Raw genomic sequence first — 21937 nt, 5'->3', positions numbered from 1 at the left:
AACCGCCTAAAGGAGTTAAATAACTAATCCAACATGTGCGTGGCCGGATGCTTACTACTAACCGTAGTAGGTCAGCAAAAAATGAAAAAGGGACTATTAATCATATTGACACTCATAATTGGTTTTGGCCTGGGCTGGTGGTTTAATGAACTGAATCCATTACCGGAAGGAGTAGTTGAAGACGCCCGAAATATTAAGCCGAACACTGGGGACTTAAATTTAACACTTGAAAGGGAAAAGCTGACTACAGAAGATTTTGAAACCTTCTTCTATCAGTTCATGTACGACCCCGACTTTCAAATTTCGAGAATTAAATTCCCTCTACCTTTTATTTATTTTAAGGACGGAGATCCAGGAGATGAAACTGATACTACTTTTTTGACAAAGGAGAAATGGGAGCATAACCATTACTTTCTAAATGAAACTTCAATTCCAGTTATCTACGACAACTACGAAATGAAATTGCGAAATACTGAAGAACGCGTCTTTGTTTGGTCAGGAGTAGAAAATGGAATTTATGTGACTTCGTATTTTAAAAGAATAAATGGCAAATGGTTTTTGATAAGAAAAGAGGATTTCTCGACTTGAAAATAAAAAAAGCCTGGCTACAATAGCGTTTATAACTTTAGCGGGTAAAGTGGTAAATCAAACTTGGTGCTTTTAAGTAAGTTTGGTGCCAGCCGACAAGAACGCAATTGGACCAATGAAGCTTCGTGGCAATTCCGGTGATGCCAACCCTGTACCCATAATGACCGTAACAGAGGGTCAGTTAATTTCGGAATGAGGTCAGGATCGTCTGGATTTTCCTGCGCAACCGTGAGGTATTTGCAAACCAGATACATCAACCCACTCGTCTGTTGGTATATCCAGAAAATGTGTTTACTTTGGTCAGGTAATATGAGACCCACATAAGAGGAGACTTTCACGTAGGGTTCCGTGGGAAGGCAGGGGTGAAATTCCCCGTCCTGACCCGATTAAGCGCTGCTCAAAAAAAGTTCACAGAAAAAGAATGACTGTATAACGTACCAATTAGCTTTTCAATGAAATACATGTTACTTCTGTTGATCTTTATCCCGCTTGCTTCCACTCAAGGGCAAACCATCAGGATAAACTACGACATTGACACCGCCACTTACAATGTTGGGGCGCCTTTGCAGTTGTGGATGAATTTTTTGGAGGCAGGTGATGATTCTATCAGCTCAAAATATTGGAGCGCGGCAGAAGTAGAAAAATATGGCCGGGATTCTTATTTTCTAATTGAGCGGGAATTGAATTTCGGCACCAAGAATTATCTCAAGCTGATGAATTATGCCACCGTGACAATTCTCAGCATACGCAAATTGGGTGATTATTATAAGATCAATTCCCTAATGGAGTTTCCCGGCAAGGATAGTATTACAAGTAATATCCAGTACATTTACAATGTGTATGCGGGAGAAGAAAATGGTGAATTAAAACTCTTTAATCCGCTGAAGATAAATACGGATATTAACCTCAACAGCACCACCGTTGGCTTCATCAGATTCCATTACCTTAAAACTCATACGTTTGATGAAGTTCTGGCAAAAAAGCAGAATGATTTTTTGGTGGATTTCGCCAAGCATTTTGAAGTGCCAACAGATACCATAGATTACTACTTTGCCCCTACACGCGAAGAGCTTGCACAAATAAGGGGCTTTGATTTTATTATTGGAATAAATGGAGAGGAAATTCCTTCAGGCAGGGCCGATGCAACGGGGCGGATAGTATATTCTTCGGGATTAGCCGAATATTACCCGCACGAATTCATTCATATTCTGCTGTATCCCCACTACCCCAACGGCCATTGGTGGATACATGAGGGAGTGGCCACTTACTTTGGTTTAAGCCGGGGCAAAGAACTTAACTGGCAGCTGGAGCGACTGAACAGGCACTTGGCAAAGCACCCGGAAATTAACCTTGACACTATGCTACAGTACAGAACCGTTGACCAATTTACTGATTACAGCTACGCCCTGGGCGGTTGGGTAGTGCAGAAAGCTTATGAAAAAGGAGGTTATGGTCTTGTAAAGAAACTGCTGAACTCAGGTAAAACAAGTGAAGACTTTTATGCTGCCATTGAAGAGCACTTGGGAATAAAGCAGGAAGGTCTGGATGAAACAATAAAGGCAGAATTGAAGGTAACCTTTGGGGATTAATTCCTGAAAAAAAAGTGCACAAAAGGTTCTGTAAAAAGTGCTGATTTTTATGGCTGAGAAAAACGCAAGTGAACCTATGACGCCTCGTGCTTCTTCCGGTGATGTTCCCACATGGTTGTAATGCCAGTATGTATCAGAGGAAGTTGGCCATTTGGGAGAAAGGACACCGTTTGGTAGCCCGTATGCGTGAGCTTAACAAGAGTACATCAAAACCAACTTACGAAACATTCCAAAAAGCCATTGAGCATGAAAACCCTGAGATTTGCGCCAATGCTATGATAGCTTTAATCACCATTACTACTTATCTGCTCAAACAGCAGCTAAAGCAATTGGAAATGGCCTTCCTAAAAGAAGGCGGTTTGCGTGAACGAATGACCAAGGCCAGAATAGAAGTGAGAAAGAAGAAAAAGTAATTTTGTAGGACTTTTGTGACATGCGGGACAGCGTCCTACTTGTCCCACCAGTCCCCCGAAACGGAAAGCCAGATATGAACGAAGCCAAAAGAAGGACAGTAAGTGTCAATTATATTCTTTCCCACGTATGCTTGACAAGTCCAGTCCCTCCGGGATACCTTGAGGAAAACGGGCGAACATTTTTAATTCCTCATAGGTCATTTTTTTGTCAGTATAACGAGTCGCATTATTCCCTGCTATTGTTACCCAAATTGTGACGATCAGATTCAAAGGAAGAGTACTGATTCCTATTATACCGTGGCTGAATGCTGAAATTGTTAAAAGTGGGATTGTCCAACCATATTGCGTTGATTTAGCGTAGGTTAATTTAAATTTTTTTACATTTTCCATCGGTATCGAAACGCAAGTATTGGTTTCCGGAGACAATATGATTATTTCCTCATTTTCTATTGCTATTAATTCCCCATCAAAATATTGCCCCGGAACCCTTACCATGATTAAGGAGCCATATTGGTTTACTCCCAGATTTTTTACTGAAGGAAGATATCCGGACGAGGAACAACCGGAAAGGAGCATAGCCAGAAGCAGGATTTCAGCCAGTAGTATTCTATTTCTCATAATACAAGAATGTTTCAGTTTCAATTTTACTATTCCAAAACTGTTCTTCCATAGTGGCTTCATATTGCTTGTAATCCTTACTTTGTTGCCTCAGGTATTTCTTTGGCCGGTCCACCATCTGTTTCAGTTTCATTAAATTCTTATCTTTTATCCATTTTTCACGCATCCATTCTAAATAATAACCTTTGGAAAATAAAAATAATTCATAGGTTGTATCGGCACCCGGAAGTGGAAAGCTAAACTTGTACTTACTGCCTGGCATAGAAATCAAATACTTTTCAGGATCAATAAGTTGCCCTAAAGCGGTTGAGTCTTCTTTACCTTTATTTAATACTTGGTTTACTGTGAATTCATTAACTGTTACTTCTTTTTTAATGTTTGTTAAAGCAACATAATCCATGCGCCATAATCCCTTGTTCAGTACAATTTTGACTTTAATTACCGGTTCCGGTAAAGGTATTTTCAAAGGAATGAATTGGCGGTTAATGGCTATGGGTCCGGTTTCATTAAACTCATTTTGATATACCCATGCTTCGGTCTGGCCATCCCATACATAAATGTCAATATTGCCCAATTCGTCCATAATTCCGGTTAGGGCCTTTTCCCTAATCTCCTCATCGGTCTCAATTTTTGCAAATATATCAGACACCTCTTCGCCCATATAGCCCATTGCGCTGTAAAAAATGTAGGTGGTTAATAAGGATTGGCGAAATTGCAGGATCAGCCCCAGGTCACTTGGATTTTTAACGTCATTAAATGTCAGGTAAATTTCCTCTTTACTGCTGAGGTTCTTTTCGTCAGCCAATGAGAACCGCTCTTGCCTGTCGTGATCCTTTAGCAGCCATGTAATATCCCCTTCGTTTGCTTTTGCCTCAGAGAGAGGATAATTGTTTTCACACAAATAAAAATCATTTATTGCCGAATGATAAACCCTTTCTCCTTTATTTAAAGGGTAGGCAAGAAGTTTCACCTCTTTAACACAATGGGTTTCCAGCGCTTCATTTTTCATGGTTATTGAGAAGTTGCTGTCCGCTAATGTGTGATGGTTCAGGGCATCTACATCATAGTATTCCATTGATGGCGAAATTGCACTAGAAAACCCTTCTGCATCGGCATAATGGAAATTATCGTTTTCATTGATGTAGAAAGTGGGGCAGGAGCCGAAGCATGCTTTCGGGTTTAGCATGCAATAAATGCCTATATAAAGGTCAAAGCCAGCCAATATAGTTAAAACTGCAATCCTGCCTGACTCAGAGAATTCAACCCGTTTATTGGTTTCAAAGATGGCAACACGGTCTATGGGAAGCGTGATTTTCCCCTCATGTATCAGGCTGCGGTTAAAGTTGAACCTTGTCCCGTATCCATTCACATTGTGGGCAATGGTATCAATTTTCCAACTATCATATAAAATGCATATATCCCCATTCTTGAGGTGGGCTTTCAAAAATGGCTTGTCCAGCAAATTTTTTGTCTCGTGGATTAACCGGTTGTGATCCTGGTAGTTAGATCGGAAGCGATCCTTTGTACAGGACTGGAGTGCGATAACAACAGACAAGATTGTAAACGCGTGAACAAAGAATTTTTTCATGGTTAGATGGTAAGTGAAGATGTCATTTTTAGGTCCGGCCAGGGGCCTGCGTGTATTCATTATTTAGTTAGCCAAAAATAGACTTTGCTTGGCGGAAAGCAATCATTTATTTTCCTTTTCGTCATTCATAGCAACAGCGAATTTTGTTTTGTATGTTATTTGGAGAATCTGGTGGTGTGCTCCACGCCCGGTTATTCATGCACAGATTCTTCTCTGCGCTGCGCTCCGGTCAGAATGACGTCAAGGGGTGGAATAATTTAATTGAAATAGTTGTATCGTTTTTTTCAGAGTGCATTTTATCAATTATTTAAACCTTTTGAAATAGATATTATGTCATCCTGATTATATTGCGAACGGGATAAAATATTGAAAAATAAACAGATCTGTCATTCCTGAATTTGGCGATAGCGGAATATCAGAGATCTCCTGCGCATAAAGTCCCTGAAAAGTTTACGAGGTTGCATTACATTCGAAGATTCCCGCCTCCGAGGGAATGACAACTATTTCGGGAATTCTGGAATTTACACCTTTTCTAGTATTTCACCTTCAGCAGGACCATATACTTTGACACATATTGAATTCAGGCTAAACCGGAGAAGTAGCGGGTCCTGAACAATTGCCTCCTTCGTTGGCTATAAATAAACAGATCATCAAACGGCTGGCTTACTGCGCATGGAATATATTAGCGAAGACATTCTGTTAATTGGCTCTATCCTGCTTTTTATAAGCATTTTGGCGGGCAAGACTTCCTACCGGTTTGGGGTTCCTACGCTATTGCTTTTCCTTGGTATTGGCATTCTTGCCGGATCAGAAGGGCTTGGCGGAATAAATTTTAATGATCCCCAGGCTGCCCAATTTATTGGAATTGTAGCGCTGAATTTTATTTTGTTTTCCGGGGGGCTGGATACCAAGTGGGAAAGTATTAAGCCCATACTTTGGCGGGGAGCTGTACTTTCTACATTGGGCGTATTGCTGACTACTGCATTTGTAGGGATATTCACATGGTATTTCTTTAAGGTGGACTTAATCGAAGGTCTATTACTGGGGGCCATTGTATCTTCGACTGATGCTGCTGCTGTATTCTCTGTGCTACGTTCCAAAAGTGTGGGGTTAAAGGGATACCTGCGCCCTACCCTGGAACTGGAAAGCGGCAGCAATGATCCGATGGCATATTTCCTCACCATTACCCTTACCGCACTCGCAATTGGAGCGAAAACCAGTATGTTGGCCATACTGCCTACTTTCATACTACAGTTTGCGCTGGGCTTCGGTGCAGGAATTGGGATGGGCTATCTTGGCCGGTTACTGGTAAATAAAATTAAACTGGATTTCGAGGGCCTCTATCCGGGATTGTTGCTTGCCGTTATATTTTTCACATATTCAGCTACCGAATATATTGGCGGCAATGGGTTTTTGGCAGTGTACATCTGTGCCGTTTATATGGGAAACCATAGCCTCATTCACAAAAAAAGCCTGATGCGATTTTTTGATGGAGTCGCATGGCTTATGCAAATTATATTGTTTTTGACACTGGGCTTGCTCGTTTTTCCTTCTCAGATCATTCCCATTGTAGGCATAGGGATAGTCATTTCAGTGTTTCTTATTTTTATTGCGCGGCCATTAAGCGTTCTTATTTGCCTCGCTTTTTTTAAAATGAAAATAAGAAATAAGATATTTATTTCATGGGTAGGGTTAAGAGGAGCGGTGCCCATCGTATTTGCTACTTATCCGCTTATTGCTGGATTAACAAATGCCGACCTCATATTTAATATCGTATTTTTTATTACCCTGATTTCGGTTATATTGCAGGGAACCACAATTCCAATAATGGCCAGGATACTAAAGGTAGCCCTGCCCGAAGGCGTGAAAAGACGTACTCCGCTTGACATTGAGCTTGCTGACAGCATAGGATCGGAGCTGGCGGAAGTAGAAATTGCCGGCACCAGCAGGGCTGCTGGTGCTAAAGTGGTAAGCCTCGGGTTTCCTAAAAAGGCGTTGATAGTATTGATTAAGCGCGATGGGACCTACATTTCTGCGAACGGGGCCACAGTACTATTGCCGGGGGATGTGATCGTGGTACTTGCCGAAGACGAAGAGAGCTTGCAGCGGGCCCTGGATTGCCTTAATTGAAATGACCCAATCAGAACGTCATTCTGAGCGCCAGCGAAGAATCTGGTGGTATGTATGCTCCACGCTCGGTCATTCCTGCACCAGATTCTTCTCTATGCTGCGCTCCGGTCAGAATGACGTTTTGGGTGGAAGGATGAAAGCGGATTTACCACTCCTTGATTTGGTCAAATGAATCATCCCAATTTGATTTAATTTATTGATCAGGTCTTCTTTGAATTTCCTGGTTTTTCCTTTAAGGTATTTTTCATAATCAATTGCTGCCTCAATTGAGCCAAATGATTTGAAGTACACCAGTTTATCCAGGTTATATCTGGCCGAGAAACTTTTGGGAAATGCGTTGGTCTTGTGTTTATAAATACGCGAATACAAATCTTCGGTGACACCAATATACAAGGTGGTGTTTCTTTGATTTGAAATTATATAGGTGTATCCGCCTTTTCCCATTTTGCTAAATTAGTTCATTACAAATTACACCATTCGAAAAACACACGTCATTCTGAGCGCCAGCGAAGAATCTGGTACTGTGCTGCTCGCCCGGTTATCCAAGCACCAGATTCTTCCCTGCGCTGCGCTACGGTCAGAATGACGTTAGGGGGTGACCATCCCCCTCAACACCTCATCCAACTCCCCCACAATCCGCTCATAACTATAATTCCCCACGATAAACCCTTGACCGGCAGCAGCCAATTCCTCTCGCTCCTTGTCGTGCGCGAGATAGTAATCCACTTTGGAAAGGCAGTCCGCCAAATCTTTGTAAGTGGCGAAAAGGTGGCCGGGAAACATCTCTCCAAAGTTAGGTGCCTCGCGGGTGAGCATGAGGCTGCCGGTGCCGAGGATTTCGTAGATGCGCTGGTTTACGCCCAGACCGTTGGCGGTGTCCACATAGTCGTTGAGGACGATGCGGCTGTTGCGGTACACCTGAAACATGTCGAGGCCGGAGGTGGGCCCCTGGAAAGTGCGCTTTAGGTTGGGGAAATCCGTGAGCCTGCCTTTGCCGCCATGTTCCCACCAGTAGCCCCACCAGCGGAAGTCCGCCTTGGCCGCCACCTGCTCGAAGAACTCCGTGCGCTGCCTGAAGTTTTGTGTCCCAAGTCCGCCCACAAATGTGAGGTCATAGGTTTTTCCTTCGTCCTGTAGTTCGCTGAGAATGCGCGGGTCGAAGCCCTGGTCATTAAGTTTGGTCGGCACATCGTGCAGCTCGAAGAAACGGGCAAAATCCGGGTGGTCAGTATAAATAAGGTCCCAATGGTTGGGGTGCCAGTGAAAGGGCAGCCGGGCAGATAGCCGCGCCACCAGCAGTCGCTTTCCACGGTATTTCTGCCAGAACTGGCTCGGCAGCGGTTGCGACCGCACAAACAGCACATCCGGGTCGAACGCCTCAATGTAGTCGCGAATCACCTGCTCCTCCCAGCGCCTTTGCTTGGGCCGCAGCTTGTCCTTGAGGCGGCTTTGCAGCTTTTTGAGGCCGGTGCTACTGCCATAGAGATGGGCTGCTGTTTTCGCCAGGTAATCATCATCCATCAGAAAAAACTCCTCGGCCTGCCAGCCCTTTTGCTTTAGCCAATAGGTGTAGAAGTCAGAATAATTGCTGCGCAACGCAATAAGGCGGTCTCTGTATGCTGCCAACGACAAATTGGCCAAATCCGGCCACTGCCGCTTCTTTTCTTCAAGATAGGCGGCAGGATGGATGATGTCGAATTTGAGGAGCTTGAGTTGCTTTTGGCTTCCGGTACTTCGCTTCATGGGCGCAATATCAGGCAAAGTGCAGAGTTTCTCAACTTCCTTGGCACCTAATCGCAACTGACACAAACCTGAGACAGATGATCTTTATAGGAAATACAGGCCGTTGCGATGCCCGCGATTTTAATAGCCATCAGACTGACCAGCCTATTCCGCTTTACGTTGGTAGTTACCAGGGTAGTTTCGTTTTATAGTCTCATGACCAATGGCTTGGCGCTAAATAGAATCTTTTGCAATAGAATCCCACTGAGAAATAATTTTCTTTACATTTGTCAGCGAAGCCGGGGCGGGATTCGAGGTTAGGTAAAAGTGGATATATACGCAATTGCGTATATAGATTTGTTATGCACAAGCACTAAAATATATTGTAACTAAATTTAACTTTGACGTTAAATAGAAACTAACCATTAACAATAAAAACCATGACAAAAAAAATTCTCAGAAGTGCTTTACTCGTTGGGACAACTGTAGCACTATTATCTTTTGACTTACCAACAGGTTGGTTCAAAGCTGGCGACCAGCCCAAAAGTTATGAAATGGGGACAGACAAAGGCGCGGGACAAGACGGTAAAAACGCTGCGACAATTAAGTCAATCGACAAATCTATCAAAGGTTTCGGGACACTAATGCAAAACTGTTTGCCTGGCAAATACTTAGGAAAAAGAGTTCGAATGAGTGGCTTAATGAAATCCAAAGATGTTACCGAATGGGCTGGATTTTGGTTTCGTGTTGACCAAGTTAATTCACAGGGGGCACTTTCTTTTGACAATATGCAAGACCGTGCAATTAAAGGGACAACTGATTGGAAAAAATATGAAATAGTATTAGATGTTCCGACAAAAGCTTCAAACCTTGCTTATGGTGCATTACTCAGTGGGACAGGACAAATTTGGTTTTCCAATTTAAAATTTGAAGTTGTCGACAATACTGTTCCAACTACTGACAATGGCAAAAATAATATGCCATTATCGGAGCCGACAAATCTCGACTTTGAAAAATAGAATAAGTGCCAGTGCATAACAAGCGTTTGGTAAAAAAAGCGGGTTCAGTGGTAAATTGAACATTCTGCCTCGTATCAACTTTTGTGTTATATTGACAGTGAAGTGCTCCGAAATCCGCCACTGCGCCAAGCGCCAAACCGTTGGCAGTAATGGTAGAAAAACGAACGCATCAAACAACTAACGTCTTTAAAAACATAAATTTGTAGCATATACAAACTAACAATGGATAAACGATTTACAGACATAATTCAACTAATAAAGCAAGCTCGGAATGGGGCGACTCTGTTGTGACAGAATTAGCAAAATACATACAGAACAACGAACCTGAGATTAAAGGCTTCTCCGACAAAAATATTTGGAGAATGAAACAGTTTTACGAGACATACAAGGATTTTCCAAAACTCTCACCAGTGGTGAGAGAAATTAGTTGAACTGACAATATGCTCGTTTTTTCAAGGGGTAAAACAATTGAAGAAAGGGAATTCTATCTTAAACTTGTTAAGCAAGAAAATTATAGCAAAAGAGAACTCGACCGAAGACAGCTATGTCGACAGGCCGTAGCCGCAAACCCATTGTCCTCCATTAGAGAATAAACAGCAAAAAAATGAAAGCAGCAATTCGTAGAAATTATTGTTCGCCAAGCCAAATAAGAATTGAGCAGATTGAAAAACCAATCCCAAAAGACGATGAAGTTTTAATTAAAGTTTATAGTGCTACTGTCAATCGGACAGATTGTGCGAACCTTACAGCCAAGCCATTTATCATGCGATTTGTCTTGGGATTATTCAAACCAAGAAAAACTATATTGGGGACGGATTTTGGAGGAGAAGTAATAAAAACCGGAAAAAATGTTAAGTCATTTAATATTGGCGACAGGGTATTTGGTTTTAATGACACAGGTGCCGAATCTCAAGCTGAGTACTTAGCGACAACCATAGAAAATGTTTTTCCTATACCAGGGAACATTGATTTCAAAAAAGCAGCGGCAAGCTTGGAAGGAGCACATTATGCTTACTCTTTTCTACATAAAGTAAAGATTAAACCAGGACACCGTATTCTTATAAATGGTGCAACGGGCGGAATTGGTTCTGCGCTGTTGCAATTTGTAAGGCAATATGATGTCAAAATAACAGCGACCTGTAACACGAAAAATATTGAGCTTGTTAAATCTTTAGGTGCTGACAAAATTTTTGATTATACTAAAGAAGATTTTACCAATGATGAAGATAAATATGACTTTGTTTTTGATACGGTTGGTAAAAGCACATTTAGAAAGTGCAAATCAATATTAAATGAAAAAGGGGTTTACATTTCTTCTGAGTTAGGACCTTATTCTCAAAATGTTTTTTATCCTCTATTGAATTCAATATCAAGCAAAAAAGTAATCTTTCCGATTCCTTTCCATAAGAAGACAACAATACCGTATATCAGTAATCACTTAGAGACTGGAAAATTTCAGCCAGTGATTGATCGGGAATATCAATTAGAAGATATATCCAAGGCTTACGAGTATGTAATCAAAGGAGAAAAAACAGGAAACGTTTTAATTAACATTAAAAAAAGCGAGGGTACAAAAACACCTAAAACGCATTAAAATGCATTTACCCAAAAGGTTTTACCCTATCTAAAATCACTTATCCGAATATTTGTAAATGACGTTGAGGCCACGCCTTCCAAGACTTTAAGAAAAAATTATTGAACAGACTATCACTTAATCCGACCAACAAAATTTCGCAACCAAATGACACCGAAACAAGAAGAAAGAATCAGGAACAAAATTAAGAAGATCAAAGCAGCTTTAGCCGCTGACAAAAAACATTGGGGCGGGTTTCATCACGATGGACAAGGACTTAGATATGCTCCTCCCCGGCTTTACATTCAGCTAAGTGATTTTTCTGGCGGACTTCGATTCCTGAATTGGTTTAACAAGAACTTTCCAGACGACAGTGGTTATCCGGACTTCTTGTTCGAGTGGACGGTCATCCTCTTCAAGACTGGCAGACTGAAAGAAGCGGAGAAAAAGGCGTTTCGGACTTTTATGGGAAACACCTATCTGTTTGACAAGTTTTTTGGGAGACCTATAAACAAAATTGACAAATGGGAAGGCTCTAATCTAGCAATTGCTGATTTTGCAATTGACTACTTCGACTATTCCCATAAACAAGAAAATTTATTGGACTTTTCAGATTGGTTAGACAATTTGACCCAATCAGAAAAATTTTTAACCTTAGCGAACAAATACATAGAAATCTACAAACGTTTGAAAGACGAAGACGACTTTGAAACCAGGGGCTACTTAATAAGACAGGCTAATCAATTAGAAAATGAAATCTGACAGACGACAAGATAGCATCACAGCCATAATCCGGTGGACGCCTGGTGAGTTGTAACTGGCCTGAGAGCGACTTGCACGTTCTGGAAATTTAGGTATGTTAGAAACCTTTGCTCATGTCGGCAAAACACAAAACGTTATCGCTCATTCTAAAAAGTCAGCACGTCAGTGATTCCAAAATACAAATAAGGACCAATCAGTCTTAAAAATATTACCTTTGCTGAGTGGAAAAGATAGGTTTCATAGAGATAAGAATAACAGGTACAAAGGGGAATCTTGACCTGATACCCGACAACTACGATATTCGTGAGATTATGGCTATGCTCGAAAATGCCGAAAACTTACTTTATCCGGGTGACAAAAGGGACAGACCGAATATCAGCTACAAAATTGAAGAAGGTTCTGTAAAACATATCTTAAAAACTTCAATCCAATATATAATTGGTTTTAACGCTATTATTGGACAGGTTAGTCAGATTCAAAGCATTGATTTTCTTGACCTTAATACTGCAAGAGCATTTGAAAATATTCAAAGCATTGCCACTACAAGAAATTACGTTTTCAGCATTAAAACCTCGCTTGATCACACGAATGAAGTCAAAATTGACAAGTCCACACAGTATTACAGAACAGAAGCAATTTGGGCAAATGCAGAATTCTACTTTTATGGCAAATTGACCAATGCAGGTGGTAAAGACAGGGCTAACATTCACATTTATACCGAAGAATTTGGCACCGTTAGAATTCAAACTCCAATTAGCTTTTTAGAGCAGTATAACGAAAATTTGCTCTATAAGACATTTGGTATAAGAGCGGCAGGCAAGCAACATTCTGAGACAGGAGAGATTGACACTTCTACGCTGAAATTTATTGAATTGGTTGACTATCAACCTAAATATGACGAACAGTATTTAAAATCACTTCGGGACAGAGCAAAAAAATCCTGGCTTGGCGGTATCAATCCCGATACTTGGTTAAAAGAAATAAGGGGTGGATATGACGCATAAAGCAGTTTTACTAGATACCAGCTTTTTTCTTCGCTTTTTAAACGACAATGACCCGCTATTCAAGAATGCTGACGGCTATTTCCGCTATTTTATCCGGAAAGAAATTACAATGATGATTTCTACAATTAGTATTGCCGAATATTGCGTTGGTGGAGATGTGCACGAACTGCCTTTGAGAAATTTACAAATTATACCATTCAACTTAGATCATTCAAAAAGGACCGGAGAATTTGCAAAGATCGTATTCAACAATAAAGACAAGTTAAAACTCAAAGAAAGAAATATAATCCCAAACGACACCAAACTGTTTGCTCAGGCAGACTGTGAAAAAGCAGTTGAATTTTATCTGTCGTCCGACAGCGAAAGCCAAAAAATTTATAATCTGCTCAGCCAAGAAAGCGCTCCGAAATTTCAATTTATTGACTTAAAGACACCATACAATGAAACTTTCGGACTGCTTGACCTATGACAATTGAGGTATGAACCCATAATCCGGTAGCTGTCCGGTGAGCCGTTAAACCCACCGGGAGAACTCTCATCCAACCAGATCCTTCCATTCTTCAGGATAAACACCAACCGGTTCGCAGACCGTGCGGTTCATTGCGCCCTTTGCCTCGAATTCATCACCCATAAAACTCCCTAATCGAATCCACCACCCACTGTTGTTGCGCTTCGGTCATTTCCGGGTAGAGAGGCAGGGAGAGGCCCTGGCACTGTAGCCTGTACGCTACTGGGAAATCATCCGGGTGGTGGTCAAGATGCCGGTAACAGGGCAGAAAAGGCAGGGCAGTGGGATAATGCCTGGCCGTTTCAATTCCGCGACTGTGCAGGAATTCCCGCAGTTCATCCCGCTTTTCCGCAAGCACCACGAACAGGTGAAAAACATGGCGGCTGCCGGTGCGCACTTTGGGCAACGTGAGGCCGGGGAGATCTTTTAGCTGCTCAAAATAATTGTCCGCCAGAGCAATGCGCTGCTTTGTCCACTTTTCGAGATGCTTTAGCTTTACAGACAGCACTGCGGCCTGCAATCCATCCAACCGGCTGTTGCGGCCTTCGAATTGGTGGTGGTGTTTCTGAAGCTGGCCGTGGTTGGCTATCATCCGTACCTGCTTCGCAGTATCCGGATTGTTTGTCGCCATTGCACCGGCATCACCATAAGCTCCCAAATTTTTGCCCGGATAAAAACTGAAAGCCGCAGCCTCCCCAATAGTTCCGGTCAATTGGCCATTTTGTGAAGCTCCGTGGGCCTGGGCGCAATCTTCCAGCATCAACAGGCCAAGTTTATCGGCTAGGGTTCTCACGGCTTGCAAGTCAGCCGGCTGGCCATAAAGATGTACGGGTATAACGGCTGTAGTTACCGGGGAAATTTTTTCTGCTGCCTTTGCTGCATCCATCGTGTAAAAATCCGGCTCTACGTCTACGAACACCGGTTTTGCGTCCGCAGTGGTCACGGCCTCCGAAGTGGCAATCCAGGAGATGGCAGGTACCAGCACATCATCGCCAGTGCCAATGCCCATTGCCGTTAAAAGAATTTCCAGGGCATCAGTCCCGTTTCCACAACCAATGATGTGTTTCACGCCCAAGAACTTCCCGAAATCAGCCTCGAATTGCCTCACCGGTTCCCCGCCAATGAAAGCGCCCGATTCCAGCACCTGGGCTATTGCAGCGTCAATCTCCGGTTTAATGGAAAGGTATTGTGCCGGCAAATTGGCAAAAGGCACTTTGATCATGTTCAGGTGATTTTTGAATTATGCGTAATGTTCATTGGCAGCGTCTCTACAAAATGCAAAATAATCAGATTATTATCGTCACATTTCAACATTATTGACTTGATATCCCGGCCTATTCCAACAACACGATCTTTTGTGTTTGAAAAATTAGAAGGAGGTTTACCTGCAAAATCTACTTTTCTTTTTTTTCCATCAATAAATAAATACGCCTGATGTTCTACTTCTGATCTCAAAGCCATGACCTTTCGATACATTTTGTCGCGGTCATGCCACTCAATCAGACGGCTGTCCTGGGGCTTCCGCCCGGGAAACCAGGTTGAGTCAGTGTCAGGATTTATTTCAGCAGGTGCGTTTCCCAGGTGCCATTGTATCATGAATTTGCCAAAATGATTTTCCAGAACCCCTAAAAGATTCTCCCGCAGTTGCCGCACCGAACTGCCGCTTTTCACTGCAACCTTCTCCTGCCAGTAAATTTCCCCGGCATCCATCTTCTCCGTCATGCGATGAATTGTAACACCATGCTCCGTTTCGCCATTGATCAGCGCCCAGTGAAGCGGGTGGCGACCTCGGTAAGAGGGCAGATAGGATAGATGCACATTCAGCACCGGCACCCGCTCCAACGTTTTCGAGAACCGAAAATTGCAAAAGCAGTTCACGAGCACATCCACGGGCTGGCTGACGAGTTTTGCCAGTATCCAGGGTTCATCAATTTCCTGGGAAATGTCAGTCGCCAAAGTGGAGTAATTTTCCAGCATTTTGGGCGGAACAGGCTTTTGCAGCCCTACCCACGCTGCTGCCAATTGGCGGTGGGCCAGCGACCGCAGCAATATTAGCGGCCCATCATTGTTACCTACAATCCCGATCCTCATGCGAAAAAGGGATAAATGATCTCGCTAAATGCACTTGTTTTTTCCGGGCTCATCCGCTCCTTTACAATCTGGTCGGTGAGTTTGCCCAGAACAGCCTTGAACGCAGTCTCCACCGAATCGTCATAGCCCGCAGGATCGTGCCTCACCCAGGTAATGGGATGGGGCTGCCCGCCCATACTTTCCTTAAACCTAACCAGGCCTTTGTAGCTTTCGCCGGTGCCGCTGAGTCCTAAATCCACTTGTTCAAATCCATTTTCTGCTGCAAAAATCAGCATCTCGAAAAACAAAAGATTGTTGGGCCTGAATTCCAAAGCTGAAAGCGCAGATGCTCCAAATTTGTAAAAAAGAATTTCCTTGTGTTTTAAAACAATCGCAGAAGCCACTGCTTCTCCGTTAATTTCAGCCTGGAAAATCCAGCCGTTTTTATTTTTAATAAAATGATTGAAAATGCTTTTAAAAAAAGAATATGGCTGCGGAATGCTATTGAATTTTTCTAACCTTAAATCATGGTATATTTTATAAAATGTCCACAACGCTTCCTCATCATTTTTAATAGAAATTTTAACATTGCTTTTTTCCGCTTTCCTGATTCCGCGTTTAAATGAAGAATGCAGGGCGGGTTCTATTTGGCTGGCCTGCGCTGTTTCAACCCGGTGGTACATGGCTGTCCTTGCTACTTTGCCTAATCCCGTTTTTGCGATTTCTTCAGACGAGTAAGGCGCTTTGATAATAATTGGGGAAGAGAGGTAGTTTGCGACCAGGGCTTCCATAAAAGGCTTTAAGCTTTCTGCGGAAGTTACGTTGGGAATGGTATAATCGCTGAAGGGAAGGCTGATGATCTTCTGGGCGGGAAAAGGGCCGGTTACAGCGAATATTATCGATTCACTAGTTTCGGTATTTAATGCCGTTTTAATTTCATAATTATATTGTTCTTTTAAAATAGATAACCAGCTTTTTGAGTGAAAAAGGTTTTCCGTTTCAAAGTTAAAATTGGGATCATCAAAAGGATAAAAGGTAATCATTGGTTTGCAACTTGAACTACATAAATAGACACTAAGGCTCTAAGGAACAATAAGTTTTTCATTTTAAATACATTATTTGAAACTAAGATTTTTAAAACATTTTCCTTGTGGTTCTTTGAGTTTTCGTGTCTTAGTGTCTATGTTTCCCTCCATATATCATCTCAATCGCCTCTATCGTCTTCCGTCCTTCCACTCCCTCCACCAAGCCATGCCTGCGTTCAATTACCTGCTTCACCAGTTGGTTGATGAGTTGGTTGTGGTTGGAGCTGCTACCCTGGTAATGTGCGTAAATATTAGGTGCGTCCACATATTCCACATCCTGTGGCAGCGGGTAGCTCTGCACGTCCCAAAACTCAATTTCGTTCAGGTATTTGCCGCCAATCTTGATGGTTCCCTTTTCGCCAATAATGGTGATGCTGCCCTCGTAATTCACATTGTATACGCAGGTGGTCCAGGTAAGGGAGCCGAGGATGCCACTTTGAAACCGCAGTGCAGAAACGCCACAATCCTCGATCTCGATCTCATGGTTGAACGTATCCAGTATCGTATGCGCCTCCTTCAGCGGTCCGAACCACCAGGTAAGCAAATCCAGGAAATGGCACACCTGCGTATGGAGGCATCCGCCTTCAAGTGCCTTGCGACCCCGCCATTCTGATTCATCGTAGTAGCGCTGGTGGCGGTTCCATAGCACATTGCACTGCACCATGAAAACCTTCCCCAGCCGCTTTTCCTCCAAGGCCTGCTGCGTCAACGTAATCGGTCTATTGAAACGGTTTTGCTTCACCACGTACAGGTTCACCCCATGTTTTTGGGCTTCTTCTATCATGCGGGTGCTGTCAGCCACGTTCAGCGCCATTGGCTTCTCCACCAGGATCTGTTTTCCTGCTTGTGCTGCCAGGATGCTCATTTCTGCGTGAAGTCCGTGAGGCGTGCAAATGCTGATGATGTTGGCATTGCTTTCTGCAAGCAATTGCTGGTAACTGGTATAGCAGGCTACATTGCTGTAGTTCCGGCCCAACTCCTTCATCCGTTCTTCGTCCTTGTCGCATAGTGCCACAAGTTCCGCTTCAGGTTCAGCATCTATTACGGCAATGTGTCGCTTGCCAATATTCCCGCAGCCAACAACTGCAAATCGTAATTTCTCCATATCTGCAAAGTAATGAGAATTGCAACCTCTGAGATATTCTTATCGCAGAAGCTGCGGTTATTTTACTTTCTAAAAAGGTGCGGTTGGGTGGATGGCTGCAAGCTCCGCATCCGGACACGGCAGCTTAGGGTAACAATGCGGGCAAAACTATATTAAATAAAAATATTTTTTATCGAATGAAATTTTGATCCTGTTCCATGGCATTATCTGCGTTGGGATTGGCCATGAATCTTTAATGAGATGAAACGGTCTGATCCTCTATAATACCATCCCGCAGCCGGATGATGCGCCCGGTACGGGCGGCTATATCTGCTTCGTGGGTTACGATTACCACCGTCATTCCCTCTTCATTTACCTCCTTCAATACATCCATTACTTCAGACGAGGTTTGAGAATCCAGCGCCCCTGTGGGCTCGTCAGCGAGGATTACGCGGGGATTGGTAATCAGGGCACGCGCTATGGCTACGCGCTGCTTTTGCCCTCCCGAAAGTTCATTGGGATGATGCGAGGCCCAATCATTCAGCCCCACGCGCTCAAGGTATTCCATTGCAATACGGTTGCGCTTTCTGCGGCTCACCTTCTGATAATACAGCGGCAAGGCCACATTTTCCATCGCATTCTTAAAGGAGATGAGATTGAATGATTGAAATACAAAACCCAGGAACCGGTTGCGATAGCGGGCGGCCTGCGTTTCATTGAGGTTTTTGATGAGTGTGCCGCCAAGCCTGTATTCTCCTTCTTCATATTTATCAAGAATACCGAGAACGTTCAGGAGCGTGGATTTTCCCGAACCGGAGGATCCCATTATTGAGACCATCTCGCCTTCTTCAATTTCCATGTCAATGCCTTTCAGGACGTGCAGGCTGCCCTGCCCGGTGGCGTAGGATTTATGAATGTTCTTTAGAGAGATCATTTCCACGTTTGCTGGCGCCAAAGTTAAGTTTTGCATTTCCGTAAAATGTGCGGTTTCGTTTTCCTTTTCCCGAACAACAATGGATTTAACAGCTTTTAACTTTTGATTAAAGTATTTATTGTAATAATCAATCACCCCTCAAATATTACCTGATGAAAAAATTCCTGTTAGGTTCCTCTGTAAATATGGGATTGCTGGTGCTAAGGGTTTTTAGCGGAAGTTTTATGCTTTTCGCCCATGGATATCCAAAGCTGAAGTCATTCAATGAAAGATTCAGTACATTCTCAGATCCACTTGGAGTAGGTAGCGAGATCAGTTATCTCTTCGCTGTCGGAGCGGAGTTTCTTTGCTCCATTCTGGTGATCCTCGGATTGTTTACCCGTGTTGCGGTGATCCCGCTCATTATCACAATGCTGGTCGCGGCACTCATCGTACATGCGGATGATCCCTGGAGCAAGCAGGAATTTGCTTTGCTGTATGCCGTTACTTTCACCACCTTGTTTTTTACCGGAGCCGGCAAATTTTCAATGGATCATCAGGTATTGAAATGATTTCATGTAGGGCTTCATTAATCCAGTTCCTCGCTTATGACTCCTTTCTCCTTGTGCCATTCGGGCTGTTCGTCTTTCAGAAACAAGAGATTGCCGATGACCAGACAATCCATCTCAGTGCGCATGAAGCAGCGATAAGCATCAGCCGGAGTGCAGACTACCGGTTCTCCGCGCACATTAAAGCTGGTGTTTACCAACATGCCGTGACCTGTTCGTTTTTTCATCTCTGTTAACAGGCGATGATAGACTGGATTCGATTGCTTGTGAACGGTCTGTATACGGGCTGAAAAATCCACGTGCGTAATGGCGGGGAACTCACTGCGCTGGTAGTATAGTTTTTCCTTTAGTGGAAACTGATCGTAATGATCGGGAAGCGGATGCCGCCATTCTTCTTTCAGCGATTGCACCAACAGCATATATGGCGAGTGGCTATCCAACTCAAAATATTTGCGGGCATCTTCGGCAAGCACCGAAGGCGCAAACGGACGAAAAGATTCACGGTATTTGATCTTCAGGTTCAGCTTCTGTTGCATCTCCTGGTTCCGGGGATCGCCCAGAATGCTCCGATTTCCCAGAGCGCGCGGGCCAAATTCAATACGGCCCTGCATCCATCCAATTATATTTCCCTCCGAAAGCAACTTTGCCACACGCTCGCAAAGTGCATCTTCATGTTGCAGGTCATGAAAAATTCCCTTATGCTTTTTAATGGCTCGTGCCGCATGGTGCGAGAAATATTCTGGTCCTAAATAACTGCCCTTCATTTTGTCTGGGAGAGGGCTTCGCTGCACCGGGTGCTGAAAGCTAATATGATAAGCTGCCAGAGCCGCTCCTAAAGCACCGCCCGCATCTCCCGCAGCCGGCTGGATGAAAATGTTGTCAAATAATCCGGCATTCTGGATTTTACCGTTTGCCACACAATTCAGGGCCACACCACCGGCCAGGCAAAGATTGCGGCTGCCGGTGAGTTTAGCTGCTTCGGCTGCCATCTTCACCACCACCTCTTCAGTTACCTGCTGTGCTGCCAGCGCCAGGTTACAATGAGATTGTGTGAGGGCCGTCTCAGGTTCTCTTCTGGCCAATCCAAAAATGTTCTCCCACTTCTTGTCCTTTACCATTCGCAAGCCTGTAGCGTATCCAAAATAATCCTGATTCAGCCAAATGGATCCATCGTCAAAGAGCTTTATCAAATGCTCGTGGATCGCAGCATGGTAGCGTTTCACCTCGTCACTTCCTGGGTTTCCATAAGGGGCAAGTCCCATCATCTTATATTCTCCGGAATTTACCCTGAAACCCATGTAGTAAGTGAATGCGGAATAAAGGAGTCCAAGCGAATGGGGAAAATGCAGTTCTTTTAAAACCGAGATGCCGGCAGCATCCGCGCTTGCGATAGAGGCGGTGGCCCATTCGCCCACACCATCCAGTGTCATCACCGCAGCATCTTCAAAATTTGAAGGGTAAAATGCGCTGGCTACGTGAGAAAGGTGGTGCTCAGGAAACAGCAATATTAGTTTCTTGCGGTCATATTCCCCTATCGCTTTTAGTTCCGTATGAATGAGCCGTTTCAGAAACATCTTTTCTTTAAGCCAAACTGGCATCGAAACGATAAAGGAACTGAGACCCTTAGGTGCAAATGCATAATAGGTTTCAAGCAGGCGCTCGAACTTAAGCAGAGGCTTGTCGTAAAATGCCACCGCATCAAGGTCATCAAGCGAAATGCCGCCATATTCGAGGCAAAATGAAATGGCCTGTGCGGGAAATGATGGATCATGCTTTTTACGACTGAAACGCTCTTCCTGGGCTGCGGCTAAAATTTCGCCATCAACGATAAGGGCTGCAGCAGAATCATGATAAAAGGCAGATAGGCCAAGAATTTTCATAGCCTGCAAATATACCCGCCTACCTAAACCCAAGATTAATTATTTAGTGCACCAGCATCAATCCAGATCTTGATCTGGCGGATTTTACATTCGGGCAGTTGGGTAGCACCCTGAGGGTTTTGTGGCATTTTCTTATACCCCGGTAGCCATGCCGTTACCCCATGTAATTTTCCATTCTGTGCTACTACCTTAATACTGTTATAGTTGTCCAGCCGCACACCACCAGATGCCAGTGAAGAATTGTGGCAACCCTGACAATAATTCTTCAGGATTGGCATAACGGTTCCTGACAGGGTAACATTGCTGGTATCGCAACCGCTTTCATTGCAATCGTTGTTAAGTGCACCCTGGTTAATCCATTTTTCAATCAGGTTAATCTGGTCCGGGGTGAGCGGTTGGTTAGGCGGGGGCGGCATCCGGTCGTCAAGATCATTTTCTGTGATCTTCTCATATATCTCGCTGTTGTCAGGCCTGAAAGCCCTCACATCCCCAGTATTGATTACATTCAGGTAATTATCCAGCACTACACCATCCTGACGCGAAGCAGCATCATGGCAACCACTTTTGGCGCAGTTGCTTATGAGCAGTGGCAGAATATCACGGTTGAAATACACCGTATCAGGATCACAGGGAATTGGCTCAACAATCGTTGTATCGGTACCTGTGGTGTCCGTGCCGGTAGTATCCGTTCCCGTTGTATCTGTGGGATCAGTGGGGCTTACCGGCTCCAGCGGCTCATGCTTGCAGCTATGTATAGCACATCCAATTGCCAGAAACAGCAACATGCGGAGGGAAAAGTATTTGAACTTGCTCATTATCTCG

General features: G+C 43.7%; 22 protein-coding genes. 11 read left to right on the top strand and 11 right to left on the bottom strand.

Translation table 11 applies throughout. The features are described from left to right. The first annotated feature begins 81 nt into the window (after positions 1-81). The 3 genes from WD077_01915 to WD077_01905 all read left to right on the top strand — a co-directional run bounded on the left by WD077_01915 (position 82) and on the right by WD077_01905 (position 2590). Positions 82-588: a DUF4348 domain-containing protein gene (locus tag WD077_01915; GenBank protein MEX0965966.1), complete on the top strand. Its 507-nt coding sequence runs from the start codon at positions 82-84 to the stop codon at positions 586-588. A gap of 452 nt (positions 589-1040) precedes the next feature. Beyond that, positions 1041-2177: a hypothetical protein gene (locus WD077_01910; GenBank protein ID MEX0965965.1), complete on the top strand. Its 1137-nt coding sequence runs from the start codon at positions 1041-1043 to the stop codon at positions 2175-2177. Positions 2178-2305: 128 nt separating this feature from the next. Continuing rightward, on the top strand, positions 2306-2590 hold the full coding sequence (locus WD077_01905; GenBank protein MEX0965964.1) for a four helix bundle suffix domain-containing protein: 285 nt from the start codon (positions 2306-2308) through the stop codon (positions 2588-2590). Positions 2591-2695: 105 nt separating this feature from the next. On the opposite strand, the gene WD077_01900 is transcribed toward WD077_01905, so the two are convergent. Continuing rightward, on the bottom strand, positions 2696-3232 hold the full coding sequence (locus WD077_01900; GenBank protein ID MEX0965963.1) for a hypothetical protein: 537 nt from the start codon (positions 3230-3232) through the stop codon (positions 2696-2698). Then, positions 3198-4856 (bottom strand): hypothetical protein, encoded by a 1659-nt coding sequence (locus tag WD077_01895; GenBank protein MEX0965962.1) that lies wholly within the window; start codon positions 4854-4856, stop codon positions 3198-3200. Before WD077_01895 ends, WD077_01900 begins: the two co-directional genes overlap by 35 nt. Before the next feature lie 612 nt (positions 4857-5468). On the opposite strand from WD077_01895, the gene WD077_01890 reads away from it, so the two are divergent. Next, the gene (locus WD077_01890; protein MEX0965961.1) at positions 5469-6926 is read left to right on the top strand and encodes a potassium/proton antiporter; all 1458 of its coding nucleotides are present in this window, start codon (positions 5469-5471) and stop codon (positions 6924-6926) included. 108 nt (positions 6927-7034) lie between these two features. Here the strand turns inward: WD077_01890 and WD077_01885 are convergent, their stop codons facing one another. Together WD077_01885 and WD077_01880 are read right to left on the bottom strand one after the other, a co-directional pair. Then, positions 7035-7370: a GIY-YIG nuclease family protein gene (locus WD077_01885; protein ID MEX0965960.1), complete on the bottom strand. Its 336-nt coding sequence runs from the start codon at positions 7368-7370 to the stop codon at positions 7035-7037. Between the two features lie 144 nt (positions 7371-7514). Further along, the gene (locus WD077_01880) at positions 7515-8726 is read right to left on the bottom strand and encodes a glycosyltransferase (protein MEX0965959.1); all 1212 of its coding nucleotides are present in this window, start codon (positions 8724-8726) and stop codon (positions 7515-7517) included. A gap of 362 nt (positions 8727-9088) precedes the next feature. Between WD077_01880 and WD077_01875 the strand changes: the two genes are divergently transcribed. The 6 genes from WD077_01875 (at position 9089) to WD077_01850 (ending at position 13475) form a co-directional block, all read left to right on the top strand. Continuing rightward, a complete protein-coding gene (locus WD077_01875) occupies positions 9089-9667 on the top strand; it encodes a hypothetical protein (GenBank protein MEX0965958.1) in 579 nt (192 codons plus the stop codon). A 287-nt stretch (positions 9668-9954) separates the two neighbouring features. Beyond that, positions 9955-10098, top strand: coding sequence for a DUF1016 N-terminal domain-containing protein (locus WD077_01870; GenBank protein MEX0965957.1), 144 nt, complete (start codon positions 9955-9957; stop codon positions 10096-10098). 173 nt (positions 10099-10271) lie between these two features. Next, on the top strand, positions 10272-11261 hold the full coding sequence (locus tag WD077_01865; protein ID MEX0965956.1) for an NAD(P)-dependent alcohol dehydrogenase: 990 nt from the start codon (positions 10272-10274) through the stop codon (positions 11259-11261). 147 nt (positions 11262-11408) lie between these two features. Then, complete coding sequence (locus WD077_01860) at positions 11409-12002, top strand: hypothetical protein (GenBank protein MEX0965955.1); 594 nt, start codon at positions 11409-11411, stop codon at positions 12000-12002. Positions 12003-12223: 221 nt separating this feature from the next. After that, positions 12224-13006, top strand: a complete 783-nt coding sequence (locus WD077_01855) for a hypothetical protein (protein MEX0965954.1) — start codon at positions 12224-12226, stop codon at positions 13004-13006. Then, positions 12996-13475, top strand: a complete 480-nt coding sequence (locus WD077_01850; GenBank protein MEX0965953.1) for a hypothetical protein — start codon at positions 12996-12998, stop codon at positions 13473-13475. Before WD077_01855 ends, WD077_01850 begins: the two co-directional genes overlap by 11 nt. A 154-nt stretch (positions 13476-13629) precedes the next feature. On the opposite strand, the gene WD077_01845 is transcribed toward WD077_01850, so the two are convergent. The 5 genes from WD077_01845 to WD077_01825 all read right to left on the bottom strand — a co-directional run bounded on the left by WD077_01845 (position 13630) and on the right by WD077_01825 (position 18687). Then, positions 13630-14736, bottom strand: a complete 1107-nt coding sequence (locus tag WD077_01845; GenBank protein MEX0965952.1) for a DegT/DnrJ/EryC1/StrS family aminotransferase — start codon at positions 14734-14736, stop codon at positions 13630-13632. A 2-nt stretch (positions 14737-14738) separates the two neighbouring features. Then, positions 14739-15605 carry a formyltransferase family protein gene (locus tag WD077_01840; GenBank protein ID MEX0965951.1) on the bottom strand — a complete coding sequence of 289 codons (867 nt, stop codon included), beginning with the start codon at positions 15603-15605 and terminating at the stop codon, positions 14739-14741. Then, a complete protein-coding gene (locus WD077_01835; protein ID MEX0965950.1) occupies positions 15602-16627 on the bottom strand; it encodes a GNAT family N-acetyltransferase in 1026 nt (341 codons plus the stop codon). The genes WD077_01840 and WD077_01835 overlap by 4 nt, the downstream gene beginning before the upstream one ends. 130 nt (positions 16628-16757) lie before the next feature. Beyond that, a complete protein-coding gene (locus WD077_01830; GenBank protein ID MEX0965949.1) occupies positions 16758-17774 on the bottom strand; it encodes a Gfo/Idh/MocA family oxidoreductase in 1017 nt (338 codons plus the stop codon). Positions 17775-18006: 232 nt separating this feature from the next. After that, positions 18007-18687: an ABC transporter ATP-binding protein gene (locus WD077_01825; protein ID MEX0965948.1), complete on the bottom strand. Its 681-nt coding sequence runs from the start codon at positions 18685-18687 to the stop codon at positions 18007-18009. A gap of 152 nt (positions 18688-18839) precedes the next feature. Here WD077_01825 and WD077_01820 point away from each other — a divergent pair, with 152 nt between their 5' ends. Continuing rightward, positions 18840-19238: a DoxX family protein gene (locus WD077_01820; GenBank protein MEX0965947.1), complete on the top strand. Its 399-nt coding sequence runs from the start codon at positions 18840-18842 to the stop codon at positions 19236-19238. A gap of 17 nt (positions 19239-19255) precedes the next feature. Here the strand turns inward: WD077_01820 and WD077_01815 are convergent, their stop codons facing one another. After that, entirely contained in the window at positions 19256-21115 is a 1860-nt protein-coding gene (locus WD077_01815) for a carbamoyltransferase (GenBank protein ID MEX0965946.1), read from the bottom strand. Positions 21116-21150: 35 nt separating this feature from the next. Then, positions 21151-21930, bottom strand: coding sequence for a c-type cytochrome domain-containing protein (locus WD077_01810; GenBank protein MEX0965945.1), 780 nt, complete (start codon positions 21928-21930; stop codon positions 21151-21153). Between the last annotated feature and the right edge of the window lie 7 nt (positions 21931-21937).

It is taken from the genome of Bacteroidia bacterium (assembly GCA_040880525.1).
Taxonomy (GTDB): domain Bacteria; phylum Bacteroidota; class Bacteroidia; order CAILMK01; family JBBDIG01; genus JBBDIG01.
The sequence above is the reverse complement of the archived record's forward strand: the minus strand, read 5'-3'. Positions and strand labels throughout refer to the sequence as shown.